Annotated in this window: 11 protein-coding genes, 1 other RNA gene and 1 pseudogene; 7 read left to right on the top strand and 6 right to left on the bottom strand. The window is 56.4% G+C overall.

Annotated elements, in window-relative coordinates:
- Positions 1-8: 8 nt before the first annotated feature.
- The 4 genes from guaD to xdhA all read right to left on the bottom strand — a co-directional run bounded on the left by guaD (position 9) and on the right by xdhA (position 6,080).
- Complete coding sequence (guaD, locus tag K5D32_RS07110; RefSeq protein ID WP_221599583.1) at positions 9-1,328, bottom strand: guanine deaminase; 1,320 nt, start codon at positions 1,326-1,328, stop codon at positions 9-11.
- Positions 1,329-1,335: 7 nt separating this feature from the next.
- A complete protein-coding gene (gene xdhC / locus K5D32_RS07115; protein ID WP_221599584.1) occupies positions 1,336-2,175 on the bottom strand; it encodes a xanthine dehydrogenase accessory protein XdhC in 840 nt (279 codons plus the stop codon).
- A 100-nt stretch (positions 2,176-2,275) separates the two neighbouring features.
- Positions 2,276-4,633 carry a xanthine dehydrogenase molybdopterin binding subunit gene (gene xdhB / locus K5D32_RS07120; protein WP_221599585.1) on the bottom strand — a complete coding sequence of 786 codons (2,358 nt, stop codon included), beginning with the start codon at positions 4,631-4,633 and terminating at the stop codon, positions 2,276-2,278.
- Positions 4,626-6,080 (bottom strand): xanthine dehydrogenase small subunit, encoded by a 1,455-nt coding sequence (gene xdhA / locus K5D32_RS07125; protein WP_221599586.1) that lies wholly within the window; start codon positions 6,078-6,080, stop codon positions 4,626-4,628. Before xdhA ends, xdhB begins: the two co-directional genes overlap by 8 nt.
- 274 nt (positions 6,081-6,354) lie before the next feature.
- Here xdhA and K5D32_RS07130 point away from each other — a divergent pair, with 274 nt between their 5' ends.
- From K5D32_RS07130 to K5D32_RS07150, 5 genes are all read left to right on the top strand, one after another.
- Positions 6,355-7,014: a GntR family transcriptional regulator gene (locus K5D32_RS07130; RefSeq protein ID WP_198728325.1), complete on the top strand. Its 660-nt coding sequence runs from the start codon at positions 6,355-6,357 to the stop codon at positions 7,012-7,014.
- A gap of 4 nt (positions 7,015-7,018) precedes the next feature.
- Positions 7,019-10,507: a chromosome segregation protein SMC gene (smc, locus tag K5D32_RS07135; protein ID WP_221599587.1), complete on the top strand. Its 3,489-nt coding sequence runs from the start codon at positions 7,019-7,021 to the stop codon at positions 10,505-10,507.
- 251 nt (positions 10,508-10,758) lie between these two features.
- Positions 10,759-11,601, top strand: coding sequence for a cell division protein ZipA (gene zipA / locus K5D32_RS07140; protein ID WP_025259273.1), 843 nt, complete (start codon positions 10,759-10,761; stop codon positions 11,599-11,601).
- A gap of 161 nt (positions 11,602-11,762) precedes the next feature.
- Positions 11,763-14,126 (top strand): NAD-dependent DNA ligase LigA, encoded by a 2,364-nt coding sequence (ligA, locus tag K5D32_RS07145; RefSeq protein WP_221599588.1) that lies wholly within the window; start codon positions 11,763-11,765, stop codon positions 14,124-14,126.
- A gap of 141 nt (positions 14,127-14,267) precedes the next feature.
- Entirely contained in the window at positions 14,268-15,407 is a 1,140-nt protein-coding gene (locus tag K5D32_RS07150; RefSeq protein ID WP_221599589.1) for a putative zinc-binding metallopeptidase, read from the top strand.
- Positions 15,408-15,710: 303 nt separating this feature from the next.
- Here K5D32_RS07150 and K5D32_RS07155 read toward each other — a convergent pair whose 3' ends face one another.
- Positions 15,711-15,986: a hypothetical protein gene (locus K5D32_RS07155; protein WP_221599590.1), complete on the bottom strand. Its 276-nt coding sequence runs from the start codon at positions 15,984-15,986 to the stop codon at positions 15,711-15,713.
- A 457-nt stretch (positions 15,987-16,443) separates the two neighbouring features.
- On the opposite strand from K5D32_RS07155, the gene ffs reads away from it, so the two are divergent.
- Positions 16,444-16,540, top strand: an RNA gene (gene ffs / locus K5D32_RS07160) — signal recognition particle sRNA small type.
- A gap of 326 nt (positions 16,541-16,866) precedes the next feature.
- Positions 16,867-19,746 (top strand): SEFIR domain-containing protein, encoded by a 2,880-nt coding sequence (locus K5D32_RS07165; protein WP_216705302.1) that lies wholly within the window; start codon positions 16,867-16,869, stop codon positions 19,744-19,746.
- Between the two features lie 269 nt (positions 19,747-20,015).
- Here K5D32_RS07165 and K5D32_RS07170 read toward each other — a convergent pair.
- Positions 20,016-20,252 (bottom strand): annotated as a pseudogene (locus tag K5D32_RS07170) (hypothetical protein); the annotation flags it as partial.

Raw genomic sequence — 20,252 nt, forward strand, 5'->3', positions numbered from 1 at the left:
GAATCCCCTCAACCATCACGCTCATGCACCAATTCTCCGGCCGCCCAGGTCTGCCGCACCGTGCGGTCATCGCCTAATGTCATCAGCACAAACAGAATCTCTGCAATGTCCCTGGCCTGTTTCAGGCGATAGGACAGCAGTGGCGTGGCGTTGTAATCCAGCACCACAAAATCCGCTTCATTACCGGGTTTCAGGCTGCCGATCCGGTCGTCCAGCCGCAGCGCCCGTGCGCCGCCCAATGTCGCCAGATACAGCGATTTGAACGGGCTGAGCCTCGCGCCCTGCATCTGCATGACTTTGTAGGCTTCGTTCAGGGTTTGCAGGATCGAGAAGCTGGTGCCGCCGCCCACATCGGTGCCCAGCCCGACATTGATGCCGTGTTTTTCAGCCTTCGGTAGATTGAACAGGCCGCTGCCCAGAAACAGGTTGGACGTCGGGCAGAAGGCGATGGCCGATCCGGTTTCTGCCAGCCGCGCGCACTGCTCGTCGCACAGGTGTACGCCATGGGCAAACACCGAGCGCTCGCCCAGCAACTGGAAATGGTCGTACACGTCCAGGTAGTTTTTGCGCTCCGGGAACAGGGCCTTGACCCATTCGATTTCCTGCAGGTTTTCGCTGATATGCGTCTGCATATACAGGCCGGGATACTCGCCCAGCAGTTTGCCTGCCAGGGTCAATTGCTCCGGCGTGCTGGTGGGCGCAAAGCGTGGGGTCACGGCGTAGCTCAAGCGGCCCTGGCCATGCCAGCGCTCGATCAGCGCCTTGCTGTCTGCATAGCTGGATTCGGCGGTGTCCACCAGATAGTCCGGGGCATTGCGGTCCATCATCACCTTGCCAGCAATCATGCGCAGGTTCAGTTGCCGAGCCGCGCTGAACAGCGCGTCTACCGACGCCTTGTGTACGCTGCCGAACACCAGCGCCGTGGTGGTGCCGTTGCGCAGCAGTTCCTTGAGGAAGATATCCGCCACTTCCGAGGCATGGGCCGGGTCGGCGAACTGGCTTTCGCACGGGAAGGTGTACGTATCGAGCCAGTCCAGCAACTGCTCGCCATACGAGCCGATCATGCCGGTCTGCGGCAGGTGAATATGGGTGTCGATAAAGCCGGGGGTAATCAGCGCGTCGTGATACTCGATCAGCTCGACATCGCTGCCCAGGCTATCCAGCAGATCGGCGGCATGGCCCACTGCCGTGATCCTGCCGTCTTCGACCAGTAGCAGGCCGTCGGCGAAATATTCAAAGGACGCCTCGACCGCCACCTGGGCGGGGTCGGCAATGCTGTGCACGATGCTGGCGCGGTAGGCTTTCTTGTTGCTTGAAACGAGGGTCATGGGCATCTCATTGCGACTGGCTGCGCCGCGAGGCGGGCAGCAGTTTGGCGACAGGTTCGGCGCTGGCGCTGTGTTGGCCAAAGCTGGCGTTGTAGGTGGCGATCACTTCGGCGGCGATGGAAATGGCGATCTCCACCGGCAGTTTGCCTTTGACTTGCGCCAACCCCATGGGGCAGCGCATGCGTTGCAGCAGAGCGGGCTCAAAGCCGCGCTCCTTGAGGCGATGCTCGAACTTGACGCGCTTGGTCTTTGAGCCGATCAGCCCGAAATAGCCAAAGTCTCCACGCTTGAGGATCGCAGCCGTCAGCTCCAGATCCAGTTGATGGTTATGGGTCATGACGATGCAGTAGCTGCCTTTGGGCAGTTGCGCGATCTCATCCACAGGCTCTTCGCTGACGATTTTCAGCACGCCTTCGGGCATGGGCTGCGGGAATTCCTGCTCACGGGAGTCGATCCAGCGCACCCGACAGGGCAGGCTGGCCAGCAGCGGCACCAGCGCCCGGCCCACATGACCGGCACCGAACACCGCAATCTGCGCCTGTGGCTGGCCCATGGGCTCGAACAGCAGAACATTCACGCCGCCGCAACACTGGCCAAGGCTGGCACCGAGGTTGAAGCGCTCCAGGCGCGTCTGCTGAGTGCCGCTGGTCAGCATGTCACGGGCGATTTCCATGGCCTTGTATTCCAGATGGCCACCGCCGATGGTGTCGTGGATCCCCTGGGCCGTGACCACCATCTTGGAACCGGCATTGCGAGGCGTCGAACCCAGTTCTTCGATGATGGTGACCAGAATGCCTGGCTCACCTTGGGCCTGTAGCCTGGCCAGGGCGCTGATCCAGTCGTTCATAGGTGCCTCGCGTCCATCGCTGTAGGAGCGAATTCATTCGCGAAGCGGTATATGTCTTCGCGAATAAATTCGCTCCTACAGGTCATTTGTGTGTTCACAATCATCTGTTCAGCCGCCGCATCTGTTCACACCCCCACAAAACCCGCTCTGGCGTTGCGGGCGCATCGATGTCGGGCTGTTGCCGATAATCTCCCAGGCTCGCCACGGCATCCTTGATCGCGCACCACGCGGCAATCCCCAGCATGAAGGGCGGTTCGCCTACGGCCTTGGAGTGGAATACGGTGTCTTCCGGGTTCTTGCGGTTTTCCACCAGGGTGACCCGCAAGTCCAGCGGCAAATCGGCCACCGCCGGGATCTTGTAGGAAGCAGGCCCGCTGGTCATCAGTTTGCCCTTGGCATTCCACACCAGCTCTTCGGTGGTCAGCCAGCCCGCGCCCTGAATGTAGCCGCCTTCGACCTGACCGATATCGATGGCCGGGTTCAGTGATGCGCCGACGTCATGCAGGATGTCGGTGCGCAGCATTTTGTATTCGCCGGTCAGGGTATCGACGAGCACCTCGGCGCAGGCCGCGCCAAAGGCGAAATAGTAGAAAGGCCGACCTCGCGCCTGACTGCGGTCGTAGAAAATCTTTGGCGTTTTGTAATAGCCCGTGCTGGACAGCGACACCTGACCCATCCACGCCTGTTGTGCCAGCTCGGCAAAGGACAACACCTGCTCGCCGATACGTACATGCCCATTGCGAAACACCACGTCGGCCTCGGCCACCTGATACTTCTGCGCCGCAAACTCCACCAGCCGCTGCTTGAGAATTTCAGCCGCATTCTGCGCGGCCTTGCCATTGAGATCTGTGCCGCTGGAGGCCGCAGTGGGTGAGGTATTCGGCACCTTGTCGGTATTGGTCGCGGTGATCTGAATGCGCTCGATATCCACCTGAAACACTTCGGCCACCACCTGGGCGACCTTGACGTTCAAACCCTGGCCCATCTCCGTGCCGCCGTGGTTCAGGTGGATGCTGCCATCGGTGTAGATATGGATCAGCGCGCCAGCCTGATTGAGAAAACTGGCGGTAAAGGAAATTCCGAATTTGACCGGTGTCAGCGCCAGGCCCTTTTTCAGGATCGGGCTGCTGGCGTTGAAGGCCTTGATGGCTTCGCGCCGCTCGGTGTACTGGCTGCTCTGCTCCAGGTCGGCGGTCATTTCTTCCAGCAGGTTGTGCTCGACGGTCTGGTAGTAATGGGTGACGTTGCGCTCGGTCTTGCCGTAGTAATTGGCCTTGCGCACCGCCAGCGGGTCCTGGCCCAGATAGCGGGCGATGCGGTCCATCACTTCCTCGATGGCCACCATGCCTTGCGGGCCGCCAAAGCCGCGATAGGCGGTGTTGGACGCCGTGTTGGTCTTGCAGCGATGGCCGTTGATGGTGGCATCGCCCAGGTAATAGGCGTTGTCGGCATGGAACATCGCCCGGTCGACAATGGAGGCCGACAGGTCCGGCGAATAACCGCAGTTGCCCGCCAGTTCCAGCTCGATGCCCTGAAGGCGTCCGTTGTCGTCAAAGCCCACGTCGTATTCGATATAGAAGGGGTGACGCTTGCCGGTCATCAGCATGTCTTCGACCCGAGGCAGGCGCATCTTGGTCGGTTGCCCGGTGAGGTGGGCAATCACCGCGCACAGGCACGCCGGGCTTGCAGCCTGGGTTTCCTTGCCGCCAAAACCGCCGCCCATGCGGCGCATATCGACCACGATGCGGTTCATCGAAACACCCAGCACCTCGGCCACCAGCTTCTGGATTTCCGTGGGGTTCTGGGTCGAGCAATAGACAATCATTCCGCCATCTTCGGTGGGCATCACCGACGAAACCTGAGTCTCCAGATAGAAGTGTTCCTGCCCGCCGATATGCAGCTTGCCCTGCAAACGATGGGGTGCGTTTTGCAGGGCACTGGCCGAATCGCCCCGCTTGTGGGTGTGGCTGCCGACCACGAAATGCTTCTGGCGCAAGGCCTGCACCACATCCAGCACCGGCTCCAGGTCTTCATATTCGATTACCGCCGCCATCGCCGCCTTGCGTGCGGTTTCCAGGTCGCGAGCAGCCACCGCCAATACCGGCTGGCCGACAAACTCCACCTTGTCGATGGCCAGCAGCGGGTCGCCGGGCAGCAACGGGCCGATGTCCTTCAGGCCGGGAATGTCTTCGTGGGTGATGACGAGCCGCACCCCGTCGAAGGCCAGGCAAGGCGAGATATCGACGCTGATGATGCGCGCATGGGCGCGGTCCGACAGGCGTGCATACACATGCAGTTGATTGGGGAACTCCAGGCGGTCGTCGATATAGATCGCCTCGCCGCTGACGTGCTTGTCGGCGCTGTCATGCTTGACGCTGCGGCCTACGCCGGTGGTCAGATCTTGCTGGAAAAGCGCGACCAGCTCGGCCTGGGTCTTGGGCGGAAGATGATTAGACATAGTCGGTCACCCGCGTCACAAGAGTGGGTGTTTGCAGCTCGATGAAGTATTTGCGCAACAGGTTCTGCGCGCTGAGCAGGCGGTATTCCTTGCTGGCGCGGAAGTCCGACAGCGGCGTGAAATCTTCAGCCAGTGCGGCGCAGGCCTGCTCGACGGAGGCCGAGTTCCAGGGCTGGCCGATCAAGGCCCGTTCGCAAGCCGCAGCGCGCTTGGGAATGGCCGCCATGCCGCCGAACGCGATGCGTGCCTCGACAACCCGGTCGTCTTCGACATGCAGGCAAAAAGCCGCGCAGACGGCGGAGATATCGTCATCCAGCCGCTTGGACACCTTGTAGGCACGAAACACATGGCCCGCCTTGGCGGTCGGCACGATGATCTTCTCGATGAACTCGCTTTCCTGACGCGCCGTCACCCGGTAATCGATGAAGTAATCCTCCAGCGCCAGGGTGCGCCGGGTTTCGCCTTTGCGCAGCACTATCTGCGCGCCCAGAGCGATCAGCAGCGGTGGGGCGTCGCCAATGGGCGAGGCATTGCCGATATTGCCGCCCAGCGTGCCTTGGTTGCGGATCTGTAACGAGGCGAAGCGTTGCAGCAGCTCGCCGAAGTCCGGGTATTCAGCCTTGAGGGCGGCATGGCAGTCGGTCAGCGAGGTGGCCGCGCCAATCTCCAGTCGATCGTCGAAACGCTCGATACGCTTCATCTCGGCGATATGGCCCACATGAATCATCACCGGCAACGGTTTGTGCAACTGAGTGACTTCCAGCGCCAGATCGGTCCCGCCTGCCAGCAGTCTGGCTTGAGGATGTGCGCTGTACAGGTCGGCCAGATCGGCCACGGTCAGCGGCACCAGTGAGCGCTTGTTGCCGTCGTTGAGTTCGCCGGTTGTCTTGGGCGCGATGCTGCGCAGGCGGGCGATGGTCTGGGCCTGACGCTGGTCGAACTGGTCGGGTTGTCGCTGGCCGCAGGCCTGTGCGGCAGCGTCCAGAATCGGGCGATAACCGGTGCAGCGGCACAGGTTGCCTGCCAGGGCTTCGTGGGTCTTGTGGGCGTCGGCTTGCGTGCTGTTCTTCTGCAAGGCAAACAGCGACATCACAAAGCCCGGTGTGCAGAAGCCGCATTGCGAGCCGTGGCAATCGACCATGGCCTTCTGCACGCTGTGCAGTTGCCCCTGATGCTTGAGGTCTTCGACGCTGATCAATTGCTTGCCATGCAGCGAGGCCACGAAGGTCAGGCAAGCGTTGAGGCTGCGATAACGCAATTGCTCGTTGCCATGGCTGTCGGTTTCCAGCTCGCTGAGCACAACGGTACAAGCGCCGCAGTCACCACTGGCGCAGCCTTCCTTGGTGCCTGTCCTGTGCAGGTGCCCGCGCAGGTAATCGAGCACGGTGAGGTTCGGGTCCAGGGTGTGCTCGGTTTTGAGCTCCTGGTTCAAAAGGAACTGGATCACGGCACTGCACCCTCGATTTCTTGTAATCGGATATGTCGATGAATTTATCAGCTTTGCCTATCGGGTCAATTTTTTTCTGACTATCGAGTCAGGAAATTACCTTTCCACTGGCCCAGACCGGTGTAATGCAGGCCTTGTGGCATAAGCCTGTTGCTGGTTATTACGGTCGTCTGCTTAATTCGTGCCAGTTTCATGACTATGGCCCTGCGCCATGCCCAAATGTTGCGATACACTCCCTCTCTTAATAATCAGAACTGCTTCTGAAAGGAAAGACATGACGTTCAAGGCATCGGACAGCCTCGCCGAGCAAGTCGCTCAGCATCTTGCCGAGCGGATCATCCGTGGTGAGCTGAAACCTGGAGAGCGAATCCAGGAACAAAAGGTTACGCAAGCGTTGAGTGTCAGTCGCGGAACCGTTCGCGAAGCGCTGTTGATTCTGGAGCGCAGGCATCTGGTAGTGATCCTGCCGCGCCGTGGCGCGCAAGTGACCGTGATGGATGCCCACAACGTCGTCGGCCTGTGTTCGATGATGGCCGAGCTTTATATCCTGCTGGCCACCGCCGTTGCCGAACGCTGGCAGCGTGAGTCGGACCTGACACCTTTCGTACAGATCCAGCAGCGCCTCAAAGCCAGCTGCGAGCGCGGAGATGTCACGGTATTCGTCGAGGAAAGCTTCAACGTCATGCGCTCGGCCTATCCGTTTGCCGACAACCCGTACCTGCAGGAAACCGTCGAAAACCTGCAACCTTCCATGAGTCGCAGTTATTATCTGGCCCTCGAGCAGCGCCAGGCGGAACTGGGCGATTACCTGTTGCTGTTTTCACAACTGCTCGAAGCCGTTGTAGCCCGTGATCTGCCAAGGATTCGCGAGGTCCTGACCCAATATTGCCAACGCAGCTGCAGGCTGGTGCTGGCCGCTTTGTCCACAGGCTGAAACCATGCGTCTGAAGTGCATCAAGCTGGCGGGGTTCAAATCCTTCGTCGACCCCACCACGGTGAACTTCCCCAGTAACATGGCGGCCGTTGTCGGGCCCAATGGTTGTGGCAAGTCCAACATCATCGACGCCGTGCGCTGGGTGATGGGCGAAAGCTCGGCCAAGAACCTGCGCGGCGAATCGATGACCGACGTCATCTTCAACGGCTCCACCAGCCGCAAGCCCGTCAGCCAGGCGAGCATCGAACTGGTGTTCGACAACTCTGACAGCACGCTGGTGGGCGAATACGCCAGCTATGCGGAAATCTCCATCCGCCGCAAAGTCACCCGCGACAGCCAGAACACTTATTACCTCAACGGCGCCAAATGCCGTCGACGCGATATCACCGATATCTTCCTGGGCACCGGCCTGGGGCCGCGCAGCTACTCGATCATCGAACAGGGCATGATCTCCAAGCTGATCGAAGCCAAGCCCGAAGACCTGCGCAACTTCATCGAAGAAGCCGCCGGCATCTCCAAATACAAGGAGCGCCGCCGGGAAACCGAAAACCGCATCCGGCGCACCCACGAAAATCTTGCGCGTCTGACCGACCTGCGCGAAGAGCTCGAACGCCAGCTTGAGCGCCTGCATCGTCAGGCCCAGGCCGCCGAGAAGTATCAGGAATACAAGGCCGAAGAGCGTCAGCTCAAGGCCCAGTTGTCGGCCTTGCGCTGGCAGGCCCTGAACGAACAGGTCGGCCAGCGCGAGGCGGTGATCGGCAATCAGGAAATCGGCTTTGAAGCCCTGGTGGCCGACCAGCGCAGTGCCGATGCCAGCATCGAGCGACTGCGTGACGGGCACCATGATCTGTCAGAACGCTTCAATGTGGTGCAGGGCCGCTTCTATTCCGTGGGCGGCGACATCGCCCGTGTCGAGCAAAGCATTCAACATGGCCAGCAGCGCCTGCGCCAGTTGCAGGACGACCTCCGCGAAGCCGAGCGTGCCCGCCAGGAAACCGAATCGCACCTGGGCCACGACACCACCTTGCTGGCGACCCTGAACGAAGAGCTGGAAATGCTCGAGCCGGAACAGGAAATGACCAGCGCCGCCGCCGAAGAGTCGGCCATCGCCCTGGAAGACGCCGAAGCCACCATGCAGGGCTGGCAGGAAAAATGGGACGCCTTCAACCAGCAGTCGGCCGAGCCGCAGCGTCAGGCTCAGGTGCAGCAGTCGCGCATTCAGCAACTGGAACAAAGCATCGAGCGACTGGCCGAGCGTCAGCGTCGCCTCAACGAAGAGCGCCAGTTGCTGGCCGCTGACCCCGAAGACGCAGCCATTCTTGAGCTGAGCGAAGACCTGGCCACCCGGGAAATGACCATCGACGACCTGCACCTGAACGAAGGGCAGGTGGTCGAGCAACTGGAGCAGTTGCGCGATCAATTGCAGCAGGCCAATCAGGCGCAACAGCAGGCCCAGGGCGAGCTGCAACGTTTGAACGGTCGCCTGGCTTCGCTTGAGGCCTTGCAACAGGCAGCTCTCGACCCGGACACCGGCACCGCCGAGTGGCTGCGCGACCAGCAACTGGCCGAGCGTCCGCGATTGGCCGAAGGGCTGAGCGTTGAAGCCGGCTGGGAGCTGGCGGTGGAAACCGTGCTGGGTGCCGACCTGCAAGCCGTGTTGGTGGACGATTTTGTCGGCCTCGATCTGGCCGGTTTCCAGCAGGGCGACCTGCGCCTGCTGAGCCCGGGAGCCGATACCAGTCGCCTTCCGGGCAGCCTGCTGGACAAGGTCGAAAGCCCGGTGGACCTGTCGGCGTGGCTGGGGCAGGTCATGCCTGTGCAAACCCTCGACGAAGCCCTGGCGCGACGTGGGCAATTGAGTGCCGGGCAAAGTTTTATCAGCCGCGACGGTTACTGGGTCGGGCGGCACTTCTTGCGCGTGCGCCGCGCCAGTGAAGCCCAAAGCGGCGTCTTGGCCCGTGGCCAGGAGCTGCAACGGCTTGGGCTAGAGCGTGACGAACTCGAAGCGGCGCTGGCGGCTCGGGAAGAACAATTGCTGTCGCTGCGCGAGCAACAGACGCAACAGGAAGACACCCGCGAGCAACTGCGCCGTCGCTTGCAGGACGAAACCCGTCAGCAAGGCGAACTCAAGGCTCAGCTATCGGCGGCCAAGGCCAAAGTCGAACAGCTGACCCTGCGCCGCACTCGTCTGGACGAAGAACTCACCGAAGTGGGCGAACAGCGCGCCATGGAGCATGAGCACCTGGGCGAGTCCCGCTTGCAACTGCAGGATGCGCTGGACGCCATGGCTCAGGACACCGAGCAGCGCGAGATCCTGCAAGCCCAGCGCGACAGCCTGCGCGAGCGTCTGGACCGGATTCGTCAGGAAGCCCGCCAGCACAAGGACCGCAGCCATCAATTGGCGGTGCGCCTGGGCTCGATCAAGGCCCAGCACGACTCCACGCGCCAGGCCCTTGAGCGCCTGAAAATGCAGTCCGAGCGCTTGTCCGAAAAAAGCGAGCAACTGGGCCTGAACCTGGAAGAAGGGCAGGCTCCGCTGGAAGAGCTGCGCCTCAAGCTCGAAGAGTTGCTGGAAAAACGCATGGTCGTCGACGACGAAATGCGCATCGCCAAAATCGCCCTGGAAGACGCCGACCGCGAACTGCGCGATGCCGAGAAGCGCCGCAGCCAGGCCGAGCAGCAATCGCAACTGCTGCGCGGCCAACTGGAGCAGCAACGTCTGGAGTGGCAAGCCCTGACCGTGCGGCGCAAGGCCTTGCAGGATCAGTTGCACGAAGATGGCTATGACCTTCACGGCGTTCTGGCCACCTTGAGCCCCGAAGCCAGCGAGGCGAGTGCCGAGCAGCAGCTTGAAAGCATCGCGGCGCGTATCCAGCGCCTGGGCGCCATCAACCTCGCGGCCATCGACGAGTACCAGCAACAGTCCGAGCGCAAGCGTTACCTCGATGCCCAGAACGCCGATCTGGTGGAAGCACTGGAGACGCTGGAAAACGTAATCCGCAAGATCGACAAGGAAACCCGCAATCGTTTCAAGGAGACCTTCGATCAGATAAACAGCGGAATTCAGGCGCTGTTTCCGAAAGTTTTCGGTGGCGGCTCCGCTTATTTGGAACTGACGGGCGAAGATTTACTCGATACAGGGGTGACAATCATGGCGCGCCCTCCCGGCAAGAAGAACAGCACGATTCATTTGCTGTCCGGTGGGGAAAAAGCCCTGACGGCATTGGCACTGGTTTTTGCGATTTTCAAACTCAACCCGGCGCCGTTCTGCATGCTCGATGAGGTCGATGCACCACTGGATGACGCCAACGTAGGACGTTATGCCCGCTTGGTGAAAGAAATGTCACAAACGGTGCAGTTCATCTACATCACCCACAACAAGATCGCCATGGAAATGGCCGATCAACTGATGGGTGTGACCATGCACGAACCCGGCTGTTCGCGGCTTGTGGCGGTGGATGTGGAGGAGGCGATGGCCCTTGTGGATGCGTGATCTGTCATGGTATTTCGCTGGGAAATGGCCTTTTAATGGCCCAAATATGTGAAACGATAGCGATAGATACCACCCTTAGCGCCATACAGGTGCAACAGACGGTGTAAAGTTACCTTTGGTCGTGCTAGTTTAGTGACCACTTTTTTATTTCGGCGTGGGCAAAATGCCAGTTAGAACATAGACTTGGCACCACGTATTAAAGGGGTTTAGGCCCTTATTTTGAAAATTCTTCATTAGAGGCACTGGATTACATGGAAATCGGTCTGCGCGAGTGGCTGATCGTCATCGGCATAATTGTCATTGCCGGTATTCTCTTCGATGGCTGGCGCCGTATGCGCGGCGGCAAGGGGAAACTGAAATTCAGGCTCGACCGCAGCTTCTCCAATCTGCCGGACGACGATGAAACCACGTCCGCCGAATTGCTCGGTCCATCCCGTGTGCTGGATAACCACAAGGAACCTCAGCTGGACGAGCAGGACCTGCCGTCGCTGAGCGCGACCCCGCGTGAGAGCAAGCGCAGCGAAAAGAAACGCAAGGACGAGCCGCAGCAGGGCGACCTGAACCTGGACATGGACGGCCCGAGCCTGTTCACCGACCGCAACGACGACTTCCCGGACGACAAGCCTGCCCAGCGCATCACCGAAGACAAGGACCTGCCGCCTGTCGAAGAAGTGCTGGTCATCAGCGTGATCTGCCGTGACGAAAGCGGTTTCAAAGGGCCTGCATTGCTGCAGAACATCCTGGAAAGCGGCCTGCGTTTCGGCGAAATGGACATCTTCCACCGTCACGAAAGCATGGCCGGCAATGGCGAAGTCCTGTTCTCCATGGCCAACGCCGTCAAGCCGGGTGTGTTTGATCTGGACGATATCGACCACTTCAGCACCCGCGCCGTCAGCTTCTTCCTGGGCTTGCCTGGGCCGCGTCATCCGAAGCAGGCCTTTGACGTCATGGTCGCCGCAGCCCGCAAACTGGCACATGAGCTAAACGGCGAGCTGAAAGACGACCAGCGTAGCGTCATGACCGCGCAGACGATTGAGCATTATCGCCAGCGCATTGTCGAATTCGAGCGCCGCGCACTAACACAGCGCCGCTGATCGTAGGAGCGGATCGGGCGGCGCTCCGCTCATTCGCGAGACGCCCTTGAAGACGATAGATCTTCTTCGGATGTGCGGCCCTCTCGCGAATGAATTCGCTCCCACGGAAATGCCACATCAAGCAGCCCAGGCTGCTTTTTTGCTTTTTGAGAGAACATTGTATGAAGGCCGTCGAAACCCGAATCCTGGAACTGCGCGCAGAACTGGATCAACACAACTACCGCTACCACGTGCTGGACGAACCCAGCATCCCGGATGCCGAGTACGACCGCCTGTTTCACGAACTCAAGGCCCTCGAAGCTGAAAACCCGCATCTGGTCACCCCGGATTCCCCGACCCAGCGTGTGGGCAGCGCCGCGCTGTCGGCCTTCACTCAGGTGCGTCATGAAGTCCCCATGCTCAGCCTGGGCAACGCCTTTGAAGAAACCGACATGCGCGAGTTCGACCGCCGCGTGAACGAAGGCCTCGACCTGCCCGCGGGCGACCTGTTCGGTGGCGGCGCCAAGGTGCAATACAGCTGCGAACCCAAGCTGGACGGCCTGGCGGTGAGCCTGCTGTATCGCGACGGCGCGCTGGTGCGCGGTGCCACCCGTGGTGATGGCACCACTGGCGAAGACATCAGCATCAACGTGCGCACCGTGCGCAATATCCCCCTCAAGTTGCACGGCACAGGCTGGCCCGAAGTGCTGGAAGTGCGGGGCGAAGTCTTCATGTCCAAGGCCGGTTTCGAGCGGCTCAATGCCAGCCAGATGGAAGCCGGCGGCAAGACCTTCGCCAACCCGCGCAACGCCGCAGCGGGCAGCCTGCGCCAGCTAGACTCGAAAATCACCGCCAACCGCCCGCTGGAATTCTGCTGCTACGGCCTGGGCCAGGTGTCTACCGAAATTTCCGACACCCATGTAGGCATGCTGAACCAGCTCAAGAAATGGGGCATGCCGATCAGCTCTGAGCTGAAACTGGCGGACGGTATTGAAGAGTGTCTGGCCTATTACCACGACATTGGCGAGCGCCGCCTCCAGTTGAAGTATGAAATCGACGGCGTGGTGTTCAAGGTCAACAACCTGGCCTCCCAGCGTGAACTGGGTTTCCGCGCCCGTGAGCCGCGCTGGGCCATCGCCCATAAATTCCCGGCCATGGAAGAGCTGACCGAACTGCTGGACGTTGAATTCCAGGTCGGGCGCACGGGCGCTGTCACGCCAGTGGCACGCCTCAAGCCGGTCAAGGTCGCGGGCGTCATCGTGTCCAACGCCACCTTGCACAACATGGACGAAGTGGCGCGCCTGGGCGTGATGATCGGCGACACCGTCATCATCCGCCGCGCCGGTGACGTCATCCCGCAAGTGGTGCAAGTGGTGGCCGAACGCCGCCCGGAAAACGCCCGTGCCGTGGACGTCCCTAAAGAGTGCCCGGTGTGCGGCTCCCACGTGGAACGCACGCAACTGATCAAGCGCAGCAAAGGCAAGGAAACTGTCAGCGAAGGCGCGGTGTATCGCTGCGTCGGCCGTCTGGCCTGTGGCGCGCAACTCAAGCAGGCGATCATCCACTACGTCTCGCGTCGGGCCATGGACATCGAAGGCCTGGGCGACAAGACCATCGAGCAACTGGTGGACGAAAAGCTCATCGGCTCGCCCGCTGACCTCTACAAGCTGCAATACGAACAGATCATCGACCTGGAAGGCTTTGCCGAAGTCTCCAGCAACAAACTGCTCAAGGCCATTGCCAACAGCCGCAAGCCGACCCTGGCGCGCTTTATCTACGCGCTGGGCATTCCCGATGTGGGCGAAGAAACCGCCAAGGTGCTGGCCCGCTCGCTGGCATCCTTGGCGCGGGTTCGCCAAGCCTTGCCGGAAGTGCTCACCTACCTGCCGGACATCGGCCTGGAAGTGGCTCACGAGATCCACAGCTTCTTCGAGGACAGCCACAACCGCGAAGTCATCGATGCCTTGCTGGGCGAAAGCGGCCTGCAATTGCAGGATGAAGGCGAACTGGGTGCCGAATTTGCGGCCAGCACCACCCTGGGCAGCCTGATCGACAAACTGCACATCTTCTCGGTAGGGCCGGGCGGCGCGCAGAAACTGGCTGACAAGTTCGGCACTCTGGAAAACATCATCAGCGCCGACTGGCTGGACATGCGTCAGGCGCTGCCGGAGAAACAGGCCAAAGCTGTGCGCGAGTTCTTCGATATCAGCGCAAACGCCGAGCGAGCGCGGGCCATCGAAGCCCAGCTCAAGGAATTCGGCATGCACTGGCGCAGCGAGAAGAAAACCGTCGAAGGCCTGCCACTGGCTGGCCAGACCTGGGTCCTGACCGGCTCGCTGGAGCGCATGAGCCGCGACATCGCCAAGGAAAAACTCGAAAGCCTCGGTGCCAAGGTCTCCGGCTCCGTCTCCGCCAAAACCCACACCGTCGTCGCTGGCCCCGGCGCAGGCTCCAAACTCGCCAAAGCCAACGAACTGGGCCTGGAAGTGCTGGATGAAGAAGCCTTTGTGGCGTTTTTGACGCAGAACGGCATTGCAGTGGATTGATGACCTTCGCGAATGAATTCGCTCCTACGGAGGCCCGCGTAGGAGCGAATTCATTCGCGAAAACCCCCACCCGAGAAAATCCATGGAACCCCTGCACCTTGCCCATGATCTAGTCTGTTCACGGACCCCAGGGAAACCACCATGTACCGCTTTTTCGAACAATTGAGTTCAAGGATCGCTGCCCCCTTCATCAGCGAAACAAAGCGCAACAGCAAGGTCTGGCAATGCCGCTGCGGCCAGTCGGTGTTCTTTCCCAACTCCCAGTGCCTGGCCTGCTCGGCGGCCTTGGGCTACCTGCCGGAGCAGGAGCGCATCGCTGCCCTCGAACCGGGCGGCGAACCCGACACCTGGCGCCTGAGCGAAGACCCCGGCGCAGGCCTCTACCGACGCTGTGCCAACCTGCACACGCCCGCCGCCTGCAACTGGCTGTTTCCGGCCACCAACGTCGGTGAATTCTGCATCGCCTGTAGCCTGAACCGCACCATCCCCGACCTTTCCGTGCCGGAAAACCCCGAACGCTGGCGCAAGGTCGAAACCGCCAAACGGCGCTTGGTGGCGCAACTGATTTCCCTGGGGCTGGAAGTCATCCCCAAGACCAGCGACGAAGACACCGGGTTGGCCTTCGACTTTGTCGGCATCGACCTGGAAGGCAAACCGCCGACCACCGGCCACGCCAACGGCCTGATTACTCTCAACATCGAAGAAGCCGACGACGCCCACCGCGAAGCCGTGCGCGTACAGATGCACGAACCGTATCGAACCCTGTTGGGGCATTTTCGCCATGAAGTCGGCCACTATTACTGGGACCGGCTGATTGCCGACACCTACTGGCTGCACGGCTTTCGCAACCTGTTCGGCGACGAACGCGCCAGCTATGCCGACGCGCTGGAACACCACTACCAGAACGGCGCGCCGGAGGGCTGGCAACAACAGTTCGTCAGCGCTTACGCGACCATGCACCCGTGGGAAGACTGGGCGGAAACCTGGGCTCACTACCTGCACATGATGGATGCCGTCGACACCGCGCTGGGCCTTGGCATGAGCGCCCGGGAAATGGAGCTGGACTACCAGCCATTCCCGCTGGAGGCTCTTTACGACCCCCAACACCCCGACGGCCCGGCCTTCCTCTCGTTCGTCAACGCCTGGATAGAACTGGCCAGCATGCTCAACGAACTGTCACGCAGCATGGGCCAACCCGACTTCTACCCCTTCGTCCTGCCCGCACCGGCCATCGCCAAACTGCACTTCATCCATCTCGTCATCCAAGGCAAAACCCAGTAGGAGATCACCCGCCGCCTTGGTGCCGCGCTGTCGCGCAGCAAACAGAGGACGGTAGGAGCGCGCTTGCCCGCGATCGGCTGCGTAGCAGTCGTAGATTTTGCGAGCGCTTCGCACTCGATCGTCGGAGTGCCGCCCAGGGCAAGCACGCTCCTACAGAAAAGCGTTTTAATTCATGATGTTGCGTTTATGTTTGATAGGAGCGAATTCATTCGCGAACAAGCTCAACCCCCATTCCGAGATCAGTTGAGATTCTCGTGGGAGGGAGCTTGCTCGCGACAAGCTCCCAAACCCACACAACCTGGATCAGTGCCTGACCACAGCCCTGTCCAACCCAGGCCGAAACACCTGCTTCTCCACCAGATCCAGCACATCACAGCCATCGCTCAACAACACCAGCGCCGCATTGGCCATATAACGCACATCAGCGTCATCGGCACCGTCCAGGCATTCCAGTAAGCGACAAGCCATCCGGATACGCCGATCGGCACTGGCAAACAGAAAATCCAGCGGCGCCTGACTGTCTATGTGCATCACAGGGTTGTTGGTGTTATTGCTTTTGAGAGGGACAAAGCGCGTCATGCTGCACCTCCGCAAGGCGTGAGGGCAGGGGGATTGGGTGTGATTTTGAACATGGCTAAACTTCCTTTGTTTCATTAAAAGGACTGCCAAGGCTCACTTCCACATGAGTTGGGTGGCAGCTGTGCGTGGGTGTGGAAGACCGGTCAAAGGAACCCGGTGCACCCGAAGGTGCCCCAGCACACAGCCGCCATAGCGCAGCTATCCGAAACATTTAGAGTCTCAGATTGCTGATATAGCTTCTGTGTCCTTCGAACAGCCGGGCTTCCACCCCCGATCACTGACATGCAGCGACGGCGCGACTATAAGCCCCGAACCCGCTCCCTGCAACCCGCCGAGCCCTTGTGACACAAGTGCTTGAGCAATCTCGAATTTTTATCCTGGATTACGGGTTGTAACTTCGCGCCAGACCGGTACAATGGCGCGGCTCGCCGACTGGCGAGTGTCGTTATGGTGACCCCATCGGTCCCCCCGCAACGATTACCCGTCAACCTGGTCAGGCCCGGAAGGGAGCAGCCATAGCGGGAACATTGTGTGCCGGGGTGTGGCTGGTGGGGTTGCCACCTTTCTTTGAATCCTTGTTGTTTCCAAGGTTTTTTCAGTCAAATAGAAGTATTCCCTATATTACATCGATATAGCGTTCATCAGGTGCTATCTCTCTGTGCCGTACTTCTTTACCTGTCAGTGAAAATTCGTGCTGTGGCAAGAAAATTTTATATTCTGCTGGGCTGATCACCTCCCTTCTTCAGCGGACAGCCACCTAGGCTTAGCTATTTACCCTGTGATCTTTTCTTGTGATGGCGTAGTGCTATTTTTCGAGCTATGCTGTTGAAAATGGTCTGCGTCTTTTCAGACCAAACTTGATTTCATACAGGGAAGTAATATGAACCCAATTAGAATATTTATCAGTTACAGCTGGGATGGTGAAGATCATCAATCTTGGGTTCAGCGTTTAGCTAATGATCTGGATGAGTATAAAGAGTTTCATGTTACTTTTGATATGTTCGATATGGACAGCTTTTCCGATAAAAACCAATTTATGGAAGAGGCAGTACGAGATTCAGATGTAATAATTGTTGTATGTACTGAGAAATATAGAATTAAGGCTGAAGCTCGAGATGGTGGCGTCGGAATAGAAACTTGTTTGACTGCTATTAGACATTGGGAAGAGTCGGAAAAAGGAAGTTCAAGTAATATCTTGGTTGTTTCACGAGAGAAATTTAGTACGCCATTTTATTTGAGGGGTAAATTTCGAGTTGATTTTTATGATGATGATCTTTATGCAAAAAGTCTAAGTTTTCTTGTTAAAAATTTGAGCCGAAGGTCTAAGCAAAGCCGGCCGGAGAAGCGGAAAAGCATAGAGGGTGGGGTTGCGCACTATGATTTTACACGTGTAGAAGATATTCTAAAGTTAAAGTATTCAAAGCGCACTGCTATTATTGATAGTGTTGCTGGAACTGACAGGTCTGGGAATAATAGAATAAAATTTGAATTATGGGAGGTTCGCACACCTTTCCCATCGTATTTTCTAATACTTTATCCTAATATCACGATAACCCAAACTATCAACAGGTTCTGTCAGCAGCTTGTTTTGAAAGGTTTGGATATCAGTAATTTAACAATATTAAGGCCTGCCAAGGGGGACGATGTTCTAATTCAGCGTATTCTTGCTGAAAATAAACTTAATATTGAGGTTGCTGATTTAACTTATTCAGAGTTTATTTGGGAATATTGTATTGATGAAGGTTTGCGTATTTCAACTGCCGTAAGAGAAAATAAGTTTTATACAGATCAGGCTTTGTCGCATCTTGGTCTTGAAGGAGGGAAATCTGAGTCTGCAAATAAATATCTTGCTGATAAGTTAAACTCTGATACTGCTTCATCAGGGCAGTTAATTACGGCCACCGGGGGGATGGGTAAAAGTACGCTGTGTCATGAGTTGGCAATTTCACTGCAGAAAAATTCTGCAGGGCAAAGTTCAGTTATTTTAATTAAAGCTGAGTCGCTCAGAAATAATTTTTCAAATGAGTTTTTGGGGAATGTTGAAATAAGGTCTGTGTATGATCTTTACGATTTGCATTCTCAGATTAATAAAATAGAATATGTTTATGATCGAAATCAGTTTGAGCTTTGTTTGTTGTGCGGAAGGGTTGTAGTTATAGTAGATGGATTGGACGAGTTTGTTTCTATTCTACAGGATAGATTCAATTTGCAATTATTTTTATCATCTATTAGCGAAGCGCACCAGCAAATGGGACGAAGTCAAGTAATTTTGACTTCTAGAAATATGTCGTTTTTAGAGAATACAGCCTTAGATGAGTTTGGGATCGAGTGTCATGAGCTTTTAGGCTTTGATGAGGCATCTCGTGCGAAGTATATAAGAAAACGATTTTCTAAATACAGTAAAAGCGAGGAGGTAAATGATCTTTTTGAAAAGTATTTGTCTCAATTAGAGCAGTTTGGTGATCACGCCAAGCGAATTATTCCATTCTTTATAGATATGGTTTCGACTATATTTGAAGAACAGATGGGGCGGTGTGAGCAAATTGCATTTGAAATATCTTCTGACGAATGTGATTATGCATGTAATTCGAATCTGACTGATTTAATAATTTACTCTGTGTTGCGAAGGGAAAAAACCCGTCATGATATTGAGCTTGATACGCGCTCTTTTATTGAGTTTTTTTCTGAGTTGGCTGTTGAGTGTGGAGAGGTTATAGCTGTTGAGGATTTGAAAGAAAGATTGTCTATCTATTATGGCAGTCAAGCTAACGAGCTCTATTCTAAAATTGAAATAAATCCTTTGCTTGTAAAAGAAGGTAGTTATCTTCGGTTTAGATATCAATTTCTAAATGACTATTTCAAGTCGTTGTTTGTGATCGATGGGGTTCTTCGTCGCTCGACGGGCAGTGAGCTATTGAAATGCTTAGCCAGTACACAAGTGGCTGATAAGCAGTCATTGTCTGATGTGGTTCTTTACTTTTCAAAACAAAGCCCGAACGTTTTGCATGATTCTGTAAGAGCAATGCTCAAAGATATAAGAACTTTACTCGGCAATGGAAAAGCCGATTTGCGAGAGTCGGAGACTATTAAAAAAGCTATAGGTGCACTATTGTCAATTTATTCAAAGTGCACTACTTACAGTCGAAATGAACTTTCTAGAAAGATTCGAGACTTATATCAGGTTGCACCTGATCTGGAAGTTGATTCTAAAATCGAATATATTTTTATTTATGGGGATTACCCATCGTTGGATTTTTCAAATCTTAAAATTTGGAATAGTGGGTTTTATAACTATGATAACTTTACAGCTTCGCGTTTTTTTGGGGCTAAATTTTATTATTCGGAGTTTTTAAATACGGGCGGTAATTATGCATCTGAAACCTTTGATTCCTCAATGTTTGATAGTACTTGCAAGCTTGGCGATTTGACAGATACATTGGCTTTGATTGAAAGCACTACCAAAAGTAATAGGATGTTGTGTGAGTCTGAGCTTAAAAAATTCTTTAGAAGTTTTTATAAGGGGGCTTCTTTTGTAGATCAAAAATTAATGTATGTTCAGTGTTCTGTGAAGTTGGAAAAACTTAGTGCAAGAAATTTCGACTCCTTTATAAAGATGGGGGTTTTAGATTTGGCCGTAGTAAAAAATGTTGATAAGTTTTACGTTGTTTCAGGTAAGTATCAAGGAAGTGTTTTTAAGTTTTTGAATGATAACTTTATGGATGAAAAGATACGTTCTATTATCAATTATATTATGGAGTGATTTTTGTGTTGCTGGCTTTAGGGCTTAAAAGCAATTTTTATTGTGAAGGGCTTAGTGTGCGCTTCTCAGAAGTCTAATATTATATTTGGTCTTCAAGCTAATGCGGCGAGGGTAGTAATTAATAGCCTTGGTATTAGTCGAGCTTGATGAGTAGAATGTCGTTAAGTTTTGCTAGTGCTGGAGGTTAAGTCGGCAGCATAAGGCCGTCAGGTTTTTTCAAAAGGATAAAAGACCAAGATAGGCTTCTGCTTGTTATTCAACAGCCGCCTTCAATCCTCCACAAACACTTTGACGCTTTCAGCCACATTCGATCTCACCCTATGTGTAAATCCCTGAGCATCGCTGACGCCTTGTTCTATGCTGCCGTCGGCGCGCTGGATGGCGTAAGCCTGGTTGGGCATAGGTTCGCCGGTGGTTTCGTTGATGAGTTGGAACGTAACCGCTCCATAAACCACACATTCAAAGCCGCCGTGTGATCCCGGATGCTGTGCTCCCGATTTCTTTCT

Origin of the sequence: Pseudomonas cichorii, from assembly GCF_019719005.1 — a bacterium.
GTDB classification, from domain to species: Bacteria; Pseudomonadota; Gammaproteobacteria; order Pseudomonadales; family Pseudomonadaceae; genus Aquipseudomonas; species Aquipseudomonas cichorii_E.